Below are 16844 nucleotides of genomic sequence, written 5' to 3'. Positions count from 1 at the left end.
GGGTTGTAACGTGAAAAAAATTTTAGAAGTAAAACAATTAAACAAAATATATTCAATAGATGGAAATGCAAATTATCACTTGTTAAAAAATATAGATTTAGAGATTTATGAGGGAGAATTTGTATCGGTTATGGGACCTTCTGGTTCCGGAAAATCGACGTTACTTTATACTATTAGCGGGATGGATCAAATGTCATCTGGAAGTGTGAAAGTTGATAGTAAAGAATTATCATGTATGAAAGAAGAAGCGTTAGCGAAATTGCGCCTTACTGAAATAGGATTTATTTTTCAGCAGAGCAACCTTCTGAGAAACTTGAATCTATTTGATAATATCATTTTGTCAGCATATTTAGCGAAATGTGAGAGTAAGAAAATAGTAAATGAACGTGCTCTGGAGCTAATGGGGAAAATGGGGATAAGTGATATAGCGTCTCATTATATAACCGAAGCATCCGGAGGGCAATTACAAAGGGTCTCTATATGTAGAGCGCTCATTAATAATCCAAATATTATTTTTGCTGATGAGCCAACGGGTGCTCTAAATTTAAAATCAACAGAAGAAGTAATGCAAATCTTATTAAATATTAACCGCGATGGAACTACAATTATGTTAGTAACGCATGATGTAAAGGTAGCAGCGAAAACAGAAAGAGTTCTTTTTATGGCGGATGGAGAAATTGTTAGTGAAATACATTTAGGTAAGCTTAGGAGTGATGATTTAAAAGCGCGAGAAGAGAAGTTGTTAAAATGGTTATCTATACTTGGATTTTAAAGAGAAAACCTCCTATTGAATGTAGGAGGTTTTTTCTTTGTCTGAAGGTTCTAAAAGATATATAATAATTTTCTGACTATTAATTCATGGAGGGGTATTAATGAAAAATGAAACGTTACGTACACAAGAGGATATTTTAAAAATGTTGGATTCATTATTAAGACCGGCAGAACCATTTTGGAATGAATTTTATGCAAATAGAGAAAAAGATGTTCCGTTTTTTGAAAATGTACCAGATGAGAACCTAGTTTCGTATATACAAAAAAAGTGGGTTTCAAAAGGAAAAGTACTAGAACTTGGATGTGGTCCGGGTAGAAACGCAATTTATCTAGCAAATGAAGGATTTGATGTAACCGCAGTAGATTTATCTATAGAAGGCATTAATTGGGCGAAAGAGAGAGCTTTAGCAAAAGGGGTAGAAATTGAATTTATTTGTGATTCGATTTTTAATTTAGAGGCTCAAAATGAATTTGATCTTGTTTATGATTCAGGTTGTCTTCATCACATTCCACCACATAGAAGAATGAATTATATAGAGTTAATTGAAAAATCTTTAAGATCGGGTGGTTATTTTGGATTAACATGTTTTGCAGCAGGCGATTTAGATGAGCGAAATGGATCAGAAATAACAGATTGGGACGTATATAGAGGATGGAGTTTACAAGGTGGTCTAGCATATTCAGAAGAGAAATTAAGAGAGATATTTAAAGAATTTGAAGTGATTGAAATTAGAAAGATGAAACAAATGGAACAACCAAATGAAATGTTTGGAGAATCATTTCTTTGGACAGCATTATTTAAAAAGAAATAAAAAAGTAGATATTTGACAAACTCATCGTTTTTATAGACAATACATTTATAGGAATATACGTTCGGTTTTTATGAACCGATGTATGTTTTGCATAAATACATAACAAGGGGCTGTCACTATATGAGTAACACAAATCAAAAAATTACTACGTTTTTAATGTTTGAGGGTAAAGCTGAGGAAGCGATGAATTTTTACACGTCGCTATTTGATCAATCAGAAATTGTAAGTATCTCTCGCTATGATGAAAATGGACCTGGTAAAGAGGGAACTGTAATTCATGCAACTTTTACGCTAAATGGCCAAGAGTTCATGTGTATTGATAGTTTTGTAAATCATGATTTTACATTTACACCAGCTATGTCTCTTTATGTAACTTGTGAGACGGAAGAAGAAATTGAAACTGTCTTTCATAAATTAGCGCAGGATGGGGCAGTACTTATGCCTTTAGGTGCCTATCCATTTAGTAAAAAATTTGGTTGGTTAAATGATAAATATGGTGTGTCTTGGCAGCTAACTCTTGCTGAATAAAGATATGAAAAGAAAAGCGTAACCTATTATAGTTACGCTTTTCTTTTTAAGAATTTTGTTGGCCGAATCTTTTCCCAAGTTTAGCTAACAATTCAGGCTGATCCCCTTGGCTCATTACAACTTCAACAAAGGTAAGTTGATTCTTATTAATACTTATTTTAGTTAAGACTTCTGCTAACTCTGTTTCATTTTCTACTTTAAATGTTTGGCTTTTTTCTTCTGTTCCGAATACGTTCGCTAGTTTTGTGTAATCCCACATTTGTATGTCATTATACGGTTCGTTTTGACCGTGAATTGCACGCTCAACAGTATATCCATTGTTATTGATTAAAAATATAATCGGTTTTAAATTTTGACGTAGTATAGTCGATAACTCTTGGACAGTTAATTGAAAAGAACCATCACCAATAACTAAAATGTTGCGCCGCGATAAATTAGCGAGCTGTGTACCAAGTAGAGCAGGCATTGTATAGCCGATTGCCCCCCACAATGGCTGTGCTACATATGTTGTGTTATTCGGTAAAGGGATAGTAGCACTACCGAAGAAAGGGGTTCCTTGCTCTGCAATTAAAATGTCATTTTCTTGTAAAAAATGGTATATTTGTTGCCAAAAACGTTTTTGTGTAATCATTTGTTCTTTTGGGTTAAACTCTTCAGTAATAGATAGTGATTCTGAAATAAATGGCTTAATATCAAGTGTTTCCTCATTACGATGTTCAATTACATCACTTAACTGCTGTAAAACATCTTTCATTACAACCGGTCCATACTTTTTATCTATAATTTTCACAGTATATGGATGGATTTCTATTACTTGCTCTTTCGTAAAACCTTGTGTAAAACCGCCAGTAATAGTATCAGTTAATTTCACACCGATACTAATAATACAGTCAGATTCATCAATTCTTTTTCGCAAGTATGCTGAACTAACATCGCCAGTATAAACCCCTATAAATTGAGGGTGTTTTTCAGGGAATATTCCTTTTCCCATACTTAATGTTGCGATAGGAAACCCAGTTTTTTCTACGAATTGATATAAATATTCTTTAGCGTGAAATCGATCCACTTCAAAATCAGCTAATATAACCGGTTTTTTGGCACTATTTATTTTCGAAGTGGCATGAAGAAGCATTTTATTTAATGCTTCTTGATTACTTAAAATCGGATTATTTAATAGTGGCTCAGTAGGTTTATTAATGGGTTTATTATGTACATCGATCGGTAAATTAATATGAACAGGACGTTTTTCATTCCAACATGCACGAAGTACACGGTCAATTTCCTCAGCAGCATGCTCAGGGGTTAAATTTGTTTGCGCAACTGTAATCTCTCGATACATATTGGAAAAGTGATCAAACTTTCCATCCCCTAATGTATGGTGCACGAGTTCGCCATTCTCCATTACATTTGTTGTTGGTGTACCAGTTATTTTTATAACAGGTACGTTTTCTGCATATGAGCCAGCAATTCCGTTCATGGCGCTTAATTCTCCAACGCCGAAAGTAGTAATTAGAGAAGCGATTCCTTTTATGCGAGCGTATCCATCTGCTGCATATGCTGCATTTAATTCATTACAATTGCCAATCCACTCTAAATTTTCATGTGCTAGTACATCATCTAAAAAAGCTAAATTATAATCACCAGGGACCCCAAAAATATGCTCAATTCCCAATTCGCTAAGTCGGTCTAATAAATATGTACTTACAGTATATTGCGTTTTCAAGTGAATCATCTCCTAATTATGCAATGCATATTTCAATAGACTAAAGAAGTTCCAATGCGGTCATTAAAATATTGATTACTGGATTGTGGTATAATTTACATACAGGGGGAAAGTAGATGACACAACATAAAGAAGAACAGATGAATGAAGCATTAGCATTATTTTATTTTGCATATAAAACATTTACTGAAAAGCCAGATGAAATTATAAAAGAGTATGGTATTCAACGAGTACATCACCGAATTTTATTTTTTATCGCACGTTTTCCGAGGATTAGTGTAAATGAATTACTATCATTATTGGAAATAAGTAAACAAGCTCTTCACGGACCGCTACGCCAACTTGTGGAAAAGGGCCTAATCGAGAGTAATGAAGCTACACATGATCGTCGTGTGAAACAGTTATCTTTAACAGAACAAGGTGCAGATTTAGAGAAAAAACTGAGCGATGTTCAAAGAAAACAAATGGGTGCTATTTTTTCAAAATTTGGTGAATCATGCGAAGAAAATTGGCATCAAGTTATGAATGAAATGGCAAATAGTCGTTCAGGTTTTGATGCATGGATATCGAAACGAGAAATACCAGTCGATCAAAAATAATGAGAAAATATATCTGTTTTTATAGTTTGAAAAAGATCAAGTTTTATCCATACTTTTGGCAAATATGGATAAATCATAGTATGTATGGATAAAAAAATCACATTACCAAAAACTTAATATGTGCGCGCAAAGTAATAGTAAAATTCACATTTCCGAGAGGGGAATTATAATGATAAAACTTGTACTTATTCGTCACGGACAAAGTTTATGGAACCTTGAAAATCGCTTTACAGGATGGACAGATGTAGATTTATCAGAGAATGGATTAAGTGAAGCAAGAGAAGCAGGTGCGATATTGAAGGAAAATGGATATACTTTCGATGTTGCACATACTTCTGTATTAAAACGAGCAATCCGGACGCTATGGATTGTACTTCATGAGATGGATCTTACTTGGGTGCCAGTACATAAATCTTGGAAGCTAAATGAAAGACATTATGGTGCATTGCAAGGGTTGAATAAAGATGAAACTGCGAAAGAATATGGTGAGGAGCAAGTTCGTATTTGGAGAAGAAGTATTGATGTAAGACCACCTGCTCTTACGGAGGATGATCCTAGATATGAAATGAATGACCCAAGATATAAAGCACTTAAAAAAGGTGAGTTTCCATTGACAGAATGTTTAGTGGATACGGAGAAAAGAGTACTTGATTATTGGCATTCAGAAATTACGCCATCATTAAAAAGTGGTAAAAAGGTAATTATTTCATCGCACGGTAATACGATTCGTTCACTAGTGAAATTCTTAGATAACCTTTCATGCGATGGTGTTGTTTCATTAAATATTCCAACGAGCATACCACTCGTGTATGAATTAGATGATGATTTACGTCCAATTCGTCATTATTACTTAAGTATGGATGGAGAAGTACCTGAAGGGGAAATTCCGAAACATATATCTTTTTAACATGAAAATTTGAAACACATGCTTGTCTACATATACAATGTAGATTCATGATCAAAGACGTGGCACCTTCTAATGTATATGCGTTATAGCTAAATTTAGAAGCTTGTCCACGTCTTTTGTCATAAAGAGAGCTGCTTGTGCATGTAATGATATCGTGAGTAGTTTTTGAATGGAGGGTGATGTCATTGGTGATCTCTAACATTCGAATCGGCTTATTTATTTTAGCAATCGTTTTTCTAGTACTTGTTTTCTTTTATTGGAAAAATGAAGAGCTGTACGAGGAGAAGAAGCAACGTATTAGAAAGACTTGGTATGGGTTGTTTATAATATCAGTCACCGTGTATTTCATGATAAAAGGAATTGATTTAACCCTCTGGAAAAATCTTTTAATGTTCACTGCAATGGTTATTTTCGTTGATATTGCATTTATTTTAACACCTAATATTTCAGAAATATGGGGAGCGAAATTTAGCGATATAGGCAAGACGGTTCAATCGATAAAACGGTCATTAATTGCTTCTAAAGCAAGAGGAGAAATATACACAACAATAATCCAAAATGTCAATCCAGCAGTGTTCGGTACAATGGAATGGCTTACGGAGGAAGAATATACAAAAAGCTTAAACGTATTTTTAGATTCGTATGGGGAAAAGATTGGAGCAAAAATTGTTGTATTTGAAGCGGCAAAGGAATTAAATACAAACTTTCGTGGTATCCGTTCTCAATTTAGTATTATCGTTCCGTTTGAACACATCGAGCAATTGAATGAGCAGAAAGCGGTGCAAGTAGATAACGTCGGTATTATACCAGCAAAAATAGTGAGTGATGTTTTTATTATTATTGATGGGAAGAAAAATAATCTTCAAGATCGGGATTTTGAAAATGTATATAATCTAACGATACATCATAGTTATTTTAGTAAATAAGGACAGGATTTTCTTCTGTCCTTTTCACTAATACATAAAGGGAAAGCAAATTTAGACAAACTTGTATAAAATCGGACAATCATTCCTACACTAGCACGTAGAGGTGATTGTAGTGATAAAAGATTATGACAATGATTTTTTTAAAGAAGACAATGAAGATACAACAGATTTCTCGTTAATAAAAGGAGATACATTACAGCAAGTAGAAGATTTAGAAGAAGAATTAAAAAGAAAATCATGATTGTACACTTTGTCTGTATTTGCTATATAATATAAATAGAAGATTGTATCTTTTTGAAGAGGGGGAGAAGAGATGGCTGAAGTGAATATACAAAAGTCTTCATTTTTTAAAGAAAAAAAAGAAGAACCAAATACAGATTTCTCTCTTGTGAAAGGTGCATTAACGGAAAATATAAATCGGTTAGAGAAACTGATGAATAATAGCAGTTCAAAATATATACGAGTGAAAAAAACAAAAGAAAATGCATAGTGCATTTTCTTTTGTTTTTTATTGCGTTATTCGCGAATTAATAAGTAGTGGTGTATGGGGAAAACATAAATTAAAGCTTCAATTTCAATTTTTTAAAAGGATAACGGAAAGGTAAAATAATGAATCATGGTATAATGATAAAAGACTTACATATTATTTTGTCATTTTGAGAGGAGCTTAAAAATGTATTCTACTTTAGAACAATTAACAAAGCACCCTGTATTTTATCATTTTGCAGAAATTTCAAAGATTCCTAGAGGGTCAGGTAATGAAAAGGAAATTAGTGATTATTTAGTACGTTTTGCGAAAGAGCGTAACTTAGAAGTCATTCAAGATGAAGCATTAAATGTCATCATAAAAAAAGAAGCGACTGCTGGTTATGAAAATGTACCAGCTATTATCATTCAAGGGCATTCAGACATGGTATGCGAAAAAAATCAAGCGACAGTACATGATTTTGAAAAAGATCCAATTGAATTACGAATTATTGGAGACATGTTATATGCAAATCAAACAACGTTAGGTGCTGATAATGGTATTGCAGTTGCGTATGCATTAGCTTTATTAGATGCATCAGACATTCCGCATCCAGCGCTTGAAGTAGTTATTACTACTGAAGAAGAAACGACAATGGGCGGGGCTTTCGCAGTTGATGCAAATCACTTTGACGGAAAGATTTTTATTAACATTGATTCTGAAGAAGACCACAAATTACTTGTAAGTAGTGCAGGCGGTGCAAAAGCAGTCGAAACAATTCCAGTAATTTGGGAAGAAGCACCAGTAAATATGGATACATATCGTCTCTATGTTGGCGGACTTAAAGGCGGACATTCTGGCATGGAGATTGATAAGCAACGCGGGAATGCGAACAAAGTATTAGGACGAGTTTTACGTGATTTATCTGTAAATATTCAATTTGAAATCAGTGAGGTTCACGGCGGATTAAAAACGAATGCAATTCCGCGTGAAAGTGTAGCTACACTTTTATTACGTCCAGAAGATGTAGAACAAGTAGAAGAAAAGCTAGAATCGTGGACAAGAGTATTACAAGAAGAAATGCGTGCTGTTGATCCGGATGTTCATGTTACAATTACAAAATTGGATGAGAAAGTAGAAAAAGTATTTGCTAAAGAAACACAAAAGCAGCTTATTTCATCGTTATTCTTAATTCCAAATGGCATTCAAAGCATGAGTATGGATATTAAAGGTCTAGTTGAAAGTTCAACAAATTTAGGCGTTATTGAAACGCTGCAAGATGAAATTAAATTACGTAACGAAGTGAGAAGTTCTGTAAGTAGTTTAAAACAACATGTTGCAGATGAAATTAAATGTATTGCCGAATTAGTTGGTGCAACATTTGAAATAGAGTCAGAGTATCCAGAATGGCCATACAATCCAAATTCACAAATTCGTAATTTGTTTGAAAAAGTGCATCAAGAAAAATACAATAAAGATGTTGAAATTTTCGCTGTACATGCTGGAATTGAGTGCAGTGTATTCGTTCAAAAAATGCCAGAGTTAGATGCAATTTCATTTGGTCCAGACATTTTTAATGTTCATACACCAGATGAACACATCAGTATTTCTTCTGTTGTGAATAACTGGGGATTCTTTGTTGATGTAATGAAGTGTACGAAAGAATTAGCTAAGTAATGATGAGATGAAAAGTAGCCTATAAAAATTTATAGGCTACTTTGTTTTTTAGTATTGAATATTTATTTTGAGATTTTAAAGCTACCCCCATAATAATAATTTTCTCCAAGTTTCATAACAGCTACATATGTTCCTGGATTATAAACCTTAGTAATAGGCGTTACAAATCTACCATAATTATGTGATAAACCTGAGTCGTAAATGGTTTTATATCTATGCAAGTTTATTTCATCATTTTCATTTTCACTCAATCGATATATTTTTACAATGCCAGTATCCTTACCACCAGTGTATACATTAACATCGAAGGTATCTCCCTGCTTTAAGTTACCAACTGCCAACTCTTTTAAAAAATCTGCATTATGATGTAATGAAAAATAGTTTTGCCACTGCCAAGTATCTAGAAATGGTGATCTTTTTTGTATTAGTTGTGATTCAGCAGACACAGGTGTGATGGTACTAATTGTATCCGAAAATAAAAATCCTCCAACAGTCAATGCCCCAATAATTGCTGATTGCTTTAAAAGTTTCATCTTCTAAACCTCCTAATTAATAAAGGATTCAGAAATCGTTTTTGTGAAAAAATAGCTGTGAAATCTAAAGGATGATAATATCTTCTATAATCATATTAACATTTATTGATTTATCAGACAAATCAATGAATAATAAAATTATATCGAGGGAGTTAAGGCTAATATAAGAAAGAAGTAAGATATATAACTAAGAAATCTTTATCGTATGTAATTGGGAGCTATGTTTGTATTGCTAGCGGAGTAGTCATATTAATGGGTGGTAATCACAATCATCACTCAGAATGGATTACAGTATATCCATTCGCTGAGCAAATTGAATATTCATATGAACCGAAGGGCGATACAGTCATTAAAAGTGATGCTTGGATTGGAATGAATGCTTTTATTATGCCTGGCGTTACAATCGGTGAAGGTGCAATCGTTGCAGCAGGATCTGTCGTAAGTAAAGATATTCCACCATATACAATAGTTGGTGGAAATCCTGCTAAGGAAATAAAGAAACGATTCACTGATACAGAAATTAATATGCTAATGGAAATGCGTTGGTTTGATTGGGATAGAGAATTAGTTAAGAAGGCAATTCCTTTTTTATCTAGTTCATCTATTGAATTATTATATGATTTTTATAACAAGGAAGTAAAAAATAGATAGATCTGTGAGGAAAACTACATTCTATATAGGATGTAGTTTTTTTGAATGTAATTGAAATCGAAAAACACTTAGAAATAACAATTACGTTGTGAGCTATTGTATAGTATAGATATGGTTAATAATAAAGGGGGACTACATATGTGGAAGCGATTTGTAGCGATTGGTGATAGTTTTACAGAGGGGATAGGGGATGAAGTTGAGGGAATAGCATTAAAAAGCTGGGTAGATCATTTTGTTCAACTGTGTGAAAACGATATAGAATATGCTAATTTTGCCAAGCGTGGGTTAGTAACTAAAGAAATTCGCTCACAGCAATTAGAAAAGGCATTAACTTTTAATCCGGATTTGGTTAGTCTAATTGCAGGTGCAAACGATGTATTAAAAGGACGTTGGAATCATCATGCATATAAGAACGATATGAAATTTATGATAGATACATTAAGTAAAACAGGTGCTGATATTATTATAGCAAACCTTCCAGATTTTACAGTTAGGCTTCCTTTTTCTTCTGAAAAAAAACAAGTGTTAAAAGAACAATTATTAGAGGCAAACGAAGTTATACTTTCACTGAGCAGAGAGTATAATCTTCATCATGTTGACTTTTGGAATCATCAGTTAGTTAATGACAATACGCTTTGGTCTAAGGATTTAATTCATCCAAACTCAAAAGGATATGTAAAAGTTGCTGAATTGATTTATAGTAGTTTGTCTGTACATGACTCTTTTAAATAAGCTTTAGAATGAACTAGCCCCCTGTCGCATATAGCGCAGGGGTTTTGATGCGAAAAAGAAGGATATATAGTGCCTATAAATTATAGTTTAAGTAATTCTTTTTATTGTCTATATTTTTGTTGTTTTCTGTTGCAGGAGCCTTAATATAAGGGTCCTTTTTTCTATCAAATATCTACAAAATAAGATCGGAGAACCCAAACTAAAAGATATTTTAAATGAAATTGTTAAAACAGTACTAATAATGATACCGATTGCCAAAAGACTCGCTGGTTTTCATTTTTGAAAGGTTGGCATTGCTAATAGTAAATAGAAGAGTAAAACAAATTGAAATGGACAAGTAAGAGTAATTTTAAACTTTAACAAAACAGTTATTTAGTAAAACATAAATAGAGCACATAAATAAGTATGCTCTAAGAAAAATTGATGATACAAGTGAAGTGTTGCGTGAAATTCACAAATAATAATCAGATTTTTATGAGTGTATTTTTAACATTGTATGCTTTACTTGTTTTTTAGGAGCCTGTCATGTAAGAGAATGTATAGGTGATTATTTTATGAAAGTAATTGCACACCTTACATCCTCAGGAGGATTCTTCTATCAAAAAAAGATAATCAATGGAACAAATGAAACTTGTATCTTGTCTATATGTTGAAACCATAATAAAAGTGAGGGCAGTATTATGTTTATTCAAATAAGTTTGAGGTGTGGAAATGGAACAGAAGTTTATTGAAAAATGTAATCATGATGAGCTTGACTATGTTATAAAAGACTATTGGCAAGATGTATGGAATTATTCATTTATTATTACGAAAGATCCACACTTATCAGATGACATCACACAAGATGTATTTATAAAGGTTTTTAAAAATTGGCAGTCGTTTCGAAAGGAGTCATCTATTAAAACGTGGATATTAAAAATTACAAGAAATACGGCAATAAACTATTTGAAATCCTCTTATTTTAAAAGGATATCTTTAGTGGGATTTTTTAGTGATGATAAGCAATCTTCATCGGCAGAACAAGAATTTTTTAAGCAAGAGGAAATGAATGAAGTGTGGGAGGTTGTATTAAAACTACCTAAAAAACACCGTGAAATACTAATATTGGACGCAAAATATGAATTATCTTATGAAGAAATGGCTGAAACATTAGGAGTGTCAATTGGAACTGTAAAATCTAGATTAAGCCGAGCGAGAAGGAAGGTTTCAAAATTAATAGAGGAGGGTAGAAGTGATGAACAATAAAAAAAATCCCGACTGGTATAGCAAATTAAAAAACGGTCCAATGGAGAATCGTAAAGATGAAGAAGAATTTATTTATAAAATAAAGCAATCGATAGACCAAAATAGTGAAGTAGATTCTGCAACATACAAAAGACCATTTCGTAAAAAAGTATTGCCTATTATAGTTGTTTTGGCTTGTACAATGTTATTTTTTATTGTTCAACAACCTTGGCTTGATGATAATAAATCACCGGTACAAAGTAGTACTCAAATTAAGCCTAAAACAAAAGATGAATCTGCTCAAGATCCCTCACTAAAACAATTTATAAATGACTTATATCGAAGTACAAATTCTAAAAATGAAAATGATTTGTATAGAGCATTAAATGATGAAGTTATATTTAAAGGGAGGATGTATAAGAAGAAAGAATTGCAGTTTGATGAGGATATTTTTCATGAGTTGCAAGTTGCTCTTACAATGGGGGGAGAATTTGGGAATGATACGAAGAAAGTTTACAAAGTGCCAAGTGGATTGACAGAAAGTAATCAATCAAAGGAAGAACATTTTATATATGCAACTGTTACTGGAAACAAAACGAAAATTTTAGCTGAACCAAACCCAGAATCAAAAGTTTTATATGAAGTATCTAATGAAATGGTAAAAGCTTGGATCCCGGAAAAAATGCAAAATGATGGATATATAAAAATATCGACTATTAACGGTAATACTGGATATGTACAAAAAGAGTATGTTTTAACTGATATTAAATATTCTTTCATGTTCGAAAAGAATGATGAAAGTATATGGAAAATAACGAATATAGAATCTATATGGTAAAAGAGGAAGGTTCACTTTAATGAACCTTCCTCTTTGTTTTTATTTTCTTTTTGAAGAGTATTCCAGGACTCCAAAATCTCTGATGTAACGAGAGCGGCAATGTTTTTTTCAGAATTGCTACCAGGAATAACGGCAGAAATAGCAATTTGTGGATCTTCGGTAGGAGCATATGCGATGAAAAGAGAATGATTGATTATTCTTTCTTGCTCATTCAATGAACCCGTTATACCCGTTTTACCTGCGACATGAAAGGGTAAGTTTTTAATCTCCTCTATATTTTGACTCATTCCACCTTGCACGACACTCCAAAATTTCATAGGATAACGATTTGAACTTTCTAAAATTGGTTTAAACTTTTTTGTTTCCTTACCGTCCTGACCAATAATAGTACTTACGATTTGAGGTTTATATTTATCACCTTTACTTGCCAAAGTTGCTGCATATTGAGCGAGTTGAAGGGGAGTGTGCACTTCATTTCCTCCCCAAGAAGCATTTAATAAAGCGGAGATTCCATTTTCAAACTTATTAGATGGATGAAATTCATATTTTCCGTCTTCTTCAAAGGGTAAATCGATTCCAGTTTTAGAACGAAGGCCGAATTGCATTAAATAATCTGTCCATATATTTGCTACTTTTTCTATATTCCCATTATTTTGGTTGAATAAGGGTAGAGCTACTTTTGCTGTCATAAATGTGTTAGAAGAATTAATGATAGCCTGACTCGGTGTAATCGCACCTGTTGGCGTTCCAGGTGCATTCGTAATGTTATTTTGATTATCATATTGAAAACTACCTTTATCTAAATAAGTATCTTCAGGTTGAAAAAGCTTTTCGTTTAATCCAATTAAAATAGTAAGAGGCTTTATAGTAGAGGCCATATTTACATAAGATTCACCATACTTTAATTTTTGAATTGCTTTATTTTGCGAAAGAGATTTGATGTTTTCTTTTTTAGATGATACTTGTGTATGTAATGTATTTGTATCAAAAACTGCCGAGTTGACCATAGTTAAAATTGCACCAGTTTTTACATCGGTCACTACAACATAACCAGCATTAGCATCAGGTGTTTTCTTAATTTGAGATCTTAATACTTCCTCTGTTTTTTGCTGCAGCTTAGAGTCTAAAGTCAGCTGGACATCTTTTCCTTTTTGTACTTTTTGAATGTTCCATAAGAAGTTTTTATTATTCACTTTAAAAATCAAAGTTTTTCCTGGTTTTCCTTTTAAATCATTTTCATATTGAAGCTCTATCCCACTTTTTCCAACAGGTCCATACTTAGAATTAAGGTCATTTTCTACATACCCAATTACTTGTGAAGCAATTTCATGTTTGGGATAATATCGAATCGATTCATCTTTGATTATTACATTATTGGGTTTGTTTTTGTTTATGAATGCAAGTTCATTCTCATTTATGTCAGAGTATAACGGTATCTCATTCATAGTCTGCTTTTTACAAGATTGTTGTAATTGCGATTTTATGTCCTCTGTAGAAATGTCATGTTGAAACTCGCTTGAAAATTGATTGAAAAAAGCTAATGTATTTGATGTATCTTGATCCGATAGCTTTTCGTAATTAGATGTGCAATAAAGAGACTTAACTTTATTATTTGTAGCTAGTATTACTCCATTTTGATCAAGAATTCTTCCTCTTTCAGCTGAAGAAGTTGCGATAGTAATTGAAATGAAGTTGATTTTTAATAAAATTAATAAAATCAAACCTACAATAGAAAGAACCGCTAAAAATCTCCATCTTTTTATTTTTGTATGTAACATAAAACCCTCCCTTTTTTAGCTTATTTCATCTTATAGTTAATTATTTTTTTTGTAAATGTGGAACAACTTTATGATTTAGGTTGTCTATTAAGTATTACAACATGAAGAAAGGAATAATCAGTATGAAAAGTTATTAGCAAGTCTATGTGTAAGTTTAATATGAGTCATTATACAGTTTAGCATTTCTAATGCAAGCGACAAAAAAATAGAGAGAAAAACAGGAAAGGAGGTTTATCAATTACAAAGTTAAAGCAAAAGTTATGTATGTTTACAAGGATTGAGCAGAAAAATTGAGACGCTATATTTATAACCGAGCAGTGGTTTCTAGTATATAGGGAACGCTATTATTATTTTTATTTACTAAGTATGAGTAGTAATTCCCGGAAGAGTTAAATGGAGGATTTATGAAAAAACAAAAAGAAAAGAAGCAGCAGACATATATATATATTCGATTAAATATAATGTTCCTTTGCATCTTTCTACTATTCTCAGCTATTATTATGCAGCTAGGAAAAGTACAAATCGTTGAGGGAGAGGCTTATAAGAACCAAGTGGAAAGCAGTCAAAATGCAACAACTAGTATTCCGGTTCCACGTGGACAAATTCTTGATCGAGAAGGGAAAATAGTCGTTAATAATAAATCTCTTCGCACAATTACGTATACAAGGGTGAAGGGGATTAAGAGTGAAGATATTTTAAAAACAGCAAAAGACTTGGCGAAAGTGCTTGAAATGCCTGAACAAGATATAAATAAATTAACAGATATCGATAAAAAAGATTTTTGGATGCAATTGAATACAAAACGTGCGGAATCAAAGATTACTAAAAAAGACATAGGAAAGTTTAAAGAAAAGGGAATAGAGGGAAAAGAGTTAGATAAAAAAATTGAAGACTTAAGACGAAGCCGCGTTACAGAAGTAGAATTGGCAGAATTAACAGCACAAGATTTAAAGGTGTTAGCTATTAAAAGTAAAATGAGTTCAGGTTATCAACTAACACCACAAATTATTAAAAAAGATGTAACAGATCAAGAGTATGCGCGGATAAGTGAAAAGCTTGCGGAGTTCCCAGGAGTAGATGCAACGGTTGATTGGGAACGTAATTATGTAAATGGTAATTTATTTCGTTCTGTGTTAGGTAATATTACAAGTAGTGAAGAAGGATTACCGAAAGAAAATTTAGATTCTTATTTGGTACGTGGATATAACCGTAATGATCGTGTAGGAAAAAGTTATATTGAACAACGATATGAAGATGTATTACACGGCACAAAAGAAGAAGTGAGAAATATTACTGATAAATCAGGAAACATTATAAACACAGAAATAATCTCTAAAGGAAAAAGTGGTAACAGTTTAACATTAACGATTGATATGGAATTACAAAAGAAAGTGGAGGAAAGTATAGAGAAAAATTTGAGAGCTTTTAAGAGTTCAGAGCCACTGTTGGACCGAGCTTTTGTCGTCATGACGAATCCAAAAAATGGACAGATTTTATCTATGGCAGGCAAAAAGATTATAGAAAAAGAAGGGGAAATAGAGATTGAGGATTTAGCATTAGGTAATATGACAACTTCGTATGAGCTAGGATCAGCTGTAAAAGGTGCTACTTTATTAACTGGATATGAGACAGGGGCAATACAGCCAGGAGATCAATTTTATGATGCACCGATGAAATTTAAAGGTACACAAGCTAAGAAATCGTGGAATGTATCCGGATTTGGTAATATTAATGATTTACGAGCTTTACAAGTATCTTCGAATGTATACATGTTCCAGACAGCTTTAAAAATTGCGGGAGTTAATTACGTACCAAATGGTTCGTTGGATATTAAACAAGAAGCATTTGATACGATGCGCTATTATTTTAAACAATTTGGTTTAGGTGTCCCAACAGGTATTGATTTACCGAATGAAATAACTGGACAAACGAGAAAAGTAGATAGTCAACCTGGTTTTTTACTAGATTTTTCTATTGGTCAGTATGATACGTATACACCACTGCAGTTGGCGCAATACATTTCAACGATTGCTAATGGCGGTTATAGAATGCAACCCCAAATTGTACAAGAAGTACGAGAACAATCAATAAAAGAAGAGATTGGAAAAGTTATACACTCCATAGAGCCTGTCGTATTAAATCGAATTGATATGAAGAAAGAACATATCGATCGGATAAAAGAAGGCTTTAGATGGGTATTCCAAGAAGGTGATGGAACTGGCGTGAAGTATTTCAAAAATGCGCCATATAAACCAGCAGGAAAGACAGGAACAGCTCAAACTGTATATGGTGGAGATGATCCAATTGGTAGAAATGCAAAAGGAGAACGTATGGAATGTTACAACTTAACATTAGTTGGATATGCTCCATATGATAATCCAGAAGTAGCATTTTCTGTAGTAGTCCCATGGCTTCATAATGATAAAAGTGGAATTAATTCTATAATTGGAAAGGAAGTTTTAGATGTATACTTTGATTTAAAAAAGCAACGTATGCATGGTGAAACTACTAATACAGATAGTCCGAATCAAAATCAGTAAAACTTGTACACTTTTCTTAGGGAAAGAGACTCTGTCTATATAAAAGCCTTTATAAGTAAAAAAATGAGATTTGAAATAAGAGATAGCGGCGATCATAGTTGCTATCTCTTATTTTTGTTAATATCTTGGCTACTAGTTA

General features: G+C 32.8%; 16 protein-coding genes and 1 pseudogene. 14 read left to right on the top strand and 3 right to left on the bottom strand.

All coding sequences use genetic code 11. The features are described 5' to 3' along the window. Positions 1 to 10: 10 nt before the first annotated feature. The 3 genes from COC96_RS00460 to COC96_RS00450 all read left to right on the top strand — a co-directional run bounded on the left by COC96_RS00460 (position 11) and on the right by COC96_RS00450 (position 2111). Positions 11 to 772, top strand: a complete 762-nt coding sequence (locus tag COC96_RS00460; protein ID WP_142339934.1) for an ABC transporter ATP-binding protein — start codon at positions 11 to 13, stop codon at positions 770 to 772. 100 nt (positions 773 to 872) lie between these two features. After that, on the top strand, positions 873 to 1583 hold the full coding sequence (locus COC96_RS00455; protein ID WP_098768083.1) for a class I SAM-dependent methyltransferase: 711 nt from the start codon (positions 873 to 875) through the stop codon (positions 1581 to 1583). Between the two features lie 120 nt (positions 1584 to 1703). Next, entirely contained in the window at positions 1704 to 2111 is a 408-nt protein-coding gene (locus COC96_RS00450; protein ID WP_088229118.1) for a VOC family protein, read from the top strand. A 46-nt stretch (positions 2112 to 2157) separates the two neighbouring features. On the opposite strand, the gene COC96_RS00445 is transcribed toward COC96_RS00450, so the two are convergent. Next, a complete protein-coding gene (locus COC96_RS00445) occupies positions 2158 to 3843 on the bottom strand; it encodes an alpha-keto acid decarboxylase family protein (protein WP_098768082.1) in 1686 nt (561 codons plus the stop codon). Positions 3844 to 3950: 107 nt separating this feature from the next. On the opposite strand from COC96_RS00445, the gene COC96_RS00440 reads away from it, so the two are divergent. From COC96_RS00440 to pepD, 6 genes are all read left to right on the top strand, one after another. Further along, positions 3951 to 4433, top strand: a complete 483-nt coding sequence (locus tag COC96_RS00440; RefSeq protein ID WP_098266840.1) for a MarR family winged helix-turn-helix transcriptional regulator — start codon at positions 3951 to 3953, stop codon at positions 4431 to 4433. Positions 4434 to 4602: 169 nt separating this feature from the next. Next, positions 4603 to 5340, top strand: a complete 738-nt coding sequence (gpmA, locus tag COC96_RS00435; RefSeq protein WP_098266841.1) for a 2,3-diphosphoglycerate-dependent phosphoglycerate mutase — start codon at positions 4603 to 4605, stop codon at positions 5338 to 5340. Between the two features lie 188 nt (positions 5341 to 5528). Beyond that, positions 5529 to 6266 (top strand): type II toxin-antitoxin system SpoIISA family toxin, encoded by a 738-nt coding sequence (locus COC96_RS00425; protein WP_141536133.1) that lies wholly within the window; start codon positions 5529 to 5531, stop codon positions 6264 to 6266. Between the two features lie 112 nt (positions 6267 to 6378). Beyond that, the gene (locus COC96_RS00420) at positions 6379 to 6507 is read left to right on the top strand and encodes a D-alanyl-D-alanine carboxypeptidase (protein WP_141536128.1); all 129 of its coding nucleotides are present in this window, start codon (positions 6379 to 6381) and stop codon (positions 6505 to 6507) included. Between the two features lie 72 nt (positions 6508 to 6579). Continuing rightward, on the top strand, positions 6580 to 6756 hold the full coding sequence (spoIISB, locus tag COC96_RS27425; RefSeq protein ID WP_000852590.1) for a stage II sporulation protein SB: 177 nt from the start codon (positions 6580 to 6582) through the stop codon (positions 6754 to 6756). Positions 6757 to 6939: 183 nt separating this feature from the next. Further along, positions 6940 to 8409, top strand: a complete 1470-nt coding sequence (gene pepD, locus COC96_RS00410) for a beta-Ala-His dipeptidase (RefSeq protein ID WP_098266845.1) — start codon at positions 6940 to 6942, stop codon at positions 8407 to 8409. A 62-nt stretch (positions 8410 to 8471) separates the two neighbouring features. Here the strand turns inward: pepD and COC96_RS00405 are convergent, their stop codons facing one another. Continuing rightward, positions 8472 to 8942, bottom strand: a complete 471-nt coding sequence (locus COC96_RS00405; RefSeq protein WP_098266846.1) for a DUF5065 family protein — start codon at positions 8940 to 8942, stop codon at positions 8472 to 8474. 207 nt (positions 8943 to 9149) lie between these two features. On the opposite strand from COC96_RS00405, the pseudogene COC96_RS00400 reads away from it, so the two are divergent. From COC96_RS00400 to COC96_RS00385, 4 genes and pseudogenes are all read left to right on the top strand, one after another. Then, a pseudogene (locus COC96_RS00400) lies at positions 9150 to 9593 on the top strand (CatB-related O-acetyltransferase); the annotation flags it as partial. Positions 9594 to 9731: 138 nt separating this feature from the next. Then, complete coding sequence (locus tag COC96_RS00395) at positions 9732 to 10325, top strand: SGNH/GDSL hydrolase family protein (RefSeq protein WP_141536129.1); 594 nt, start codon at positions 9732 to 9734, stop codon at positions 10323 to 10325. A gap of 711 nt (positions 10326 to 11036) precedes the next feature. Next, positions 11037 to 11570 carry an RNA polymerase sigma factor gene (locus COC96_RS00390; protein WP_141536130.1) on the top strand — a complete coding sequence of 178 codons (534 nt, stop codon included), beginning with the start codon at positions 11037 to 11039 and terminating at the stop codon, positions 11568 to 11570. Continuing rightward, positions 11560 to 12387: an SH3 domain-containing protein gene (locus COC96_RS00385; RefSeq protein ID WP_142339933.1), complete on the top strand. Its 828-nt coding sequence runs from the start codon at positions 11560 to 11562 to the stop codon at positions 12385 to 12387. The genes COC96_RS00390 and COC96_RS00385 overlap by 11 nt, the downstream gene beginning before the upstream one ends. Before the next feature lie 11 nt (positions 12388 to 12398). Here the strand turns inward: COC96_RS00385 and COC96_RS00380 are convergent, their stop codons facing one another. Then, positions 12399 to 14165 (bottom strand): peptidoglycan D,D-transpeptidase FtsI family protein, encoded by a 1767-nt coding sequence (locus COC96_RS00380; protein ID WP_098768080.1) that lies wholly within the window; start codon positions 14163 to 14165, stop codon positions 12399 to 12401. A 404-nt stretch (positions 14166 to 14569) separates the two neighbouring features. Between COC96_RS00380 and COC96_RS00375 the strand changes: the two genes are divergently transcribed. Continuing rightward, entirely contained in the window at positions 14570 to 16705 is a 2136-nt protein-coding gene (locus COC96_RS00375; RefSeq protein ID WP_098768079.1) for a peptidoglycan D,D-transpeptidase FtsI family protein, read from the top strand. Positions 16706 to 16844 lie beyond the last annotated feature (139 nt).

It is taken from the genome of Bacillus cereus (assembly GCF_002577405.1).
GTDB classification, from domain to species: domain Bacteria; phylum Bacillota; class Bacilli; order Bacillales; family Bacillaceae_G; genus Bacillus_A; species Bacillus_A cereus_AU.
This window is presented reverse-complemented; position numbering and strand designations above follow the sequence as displayed.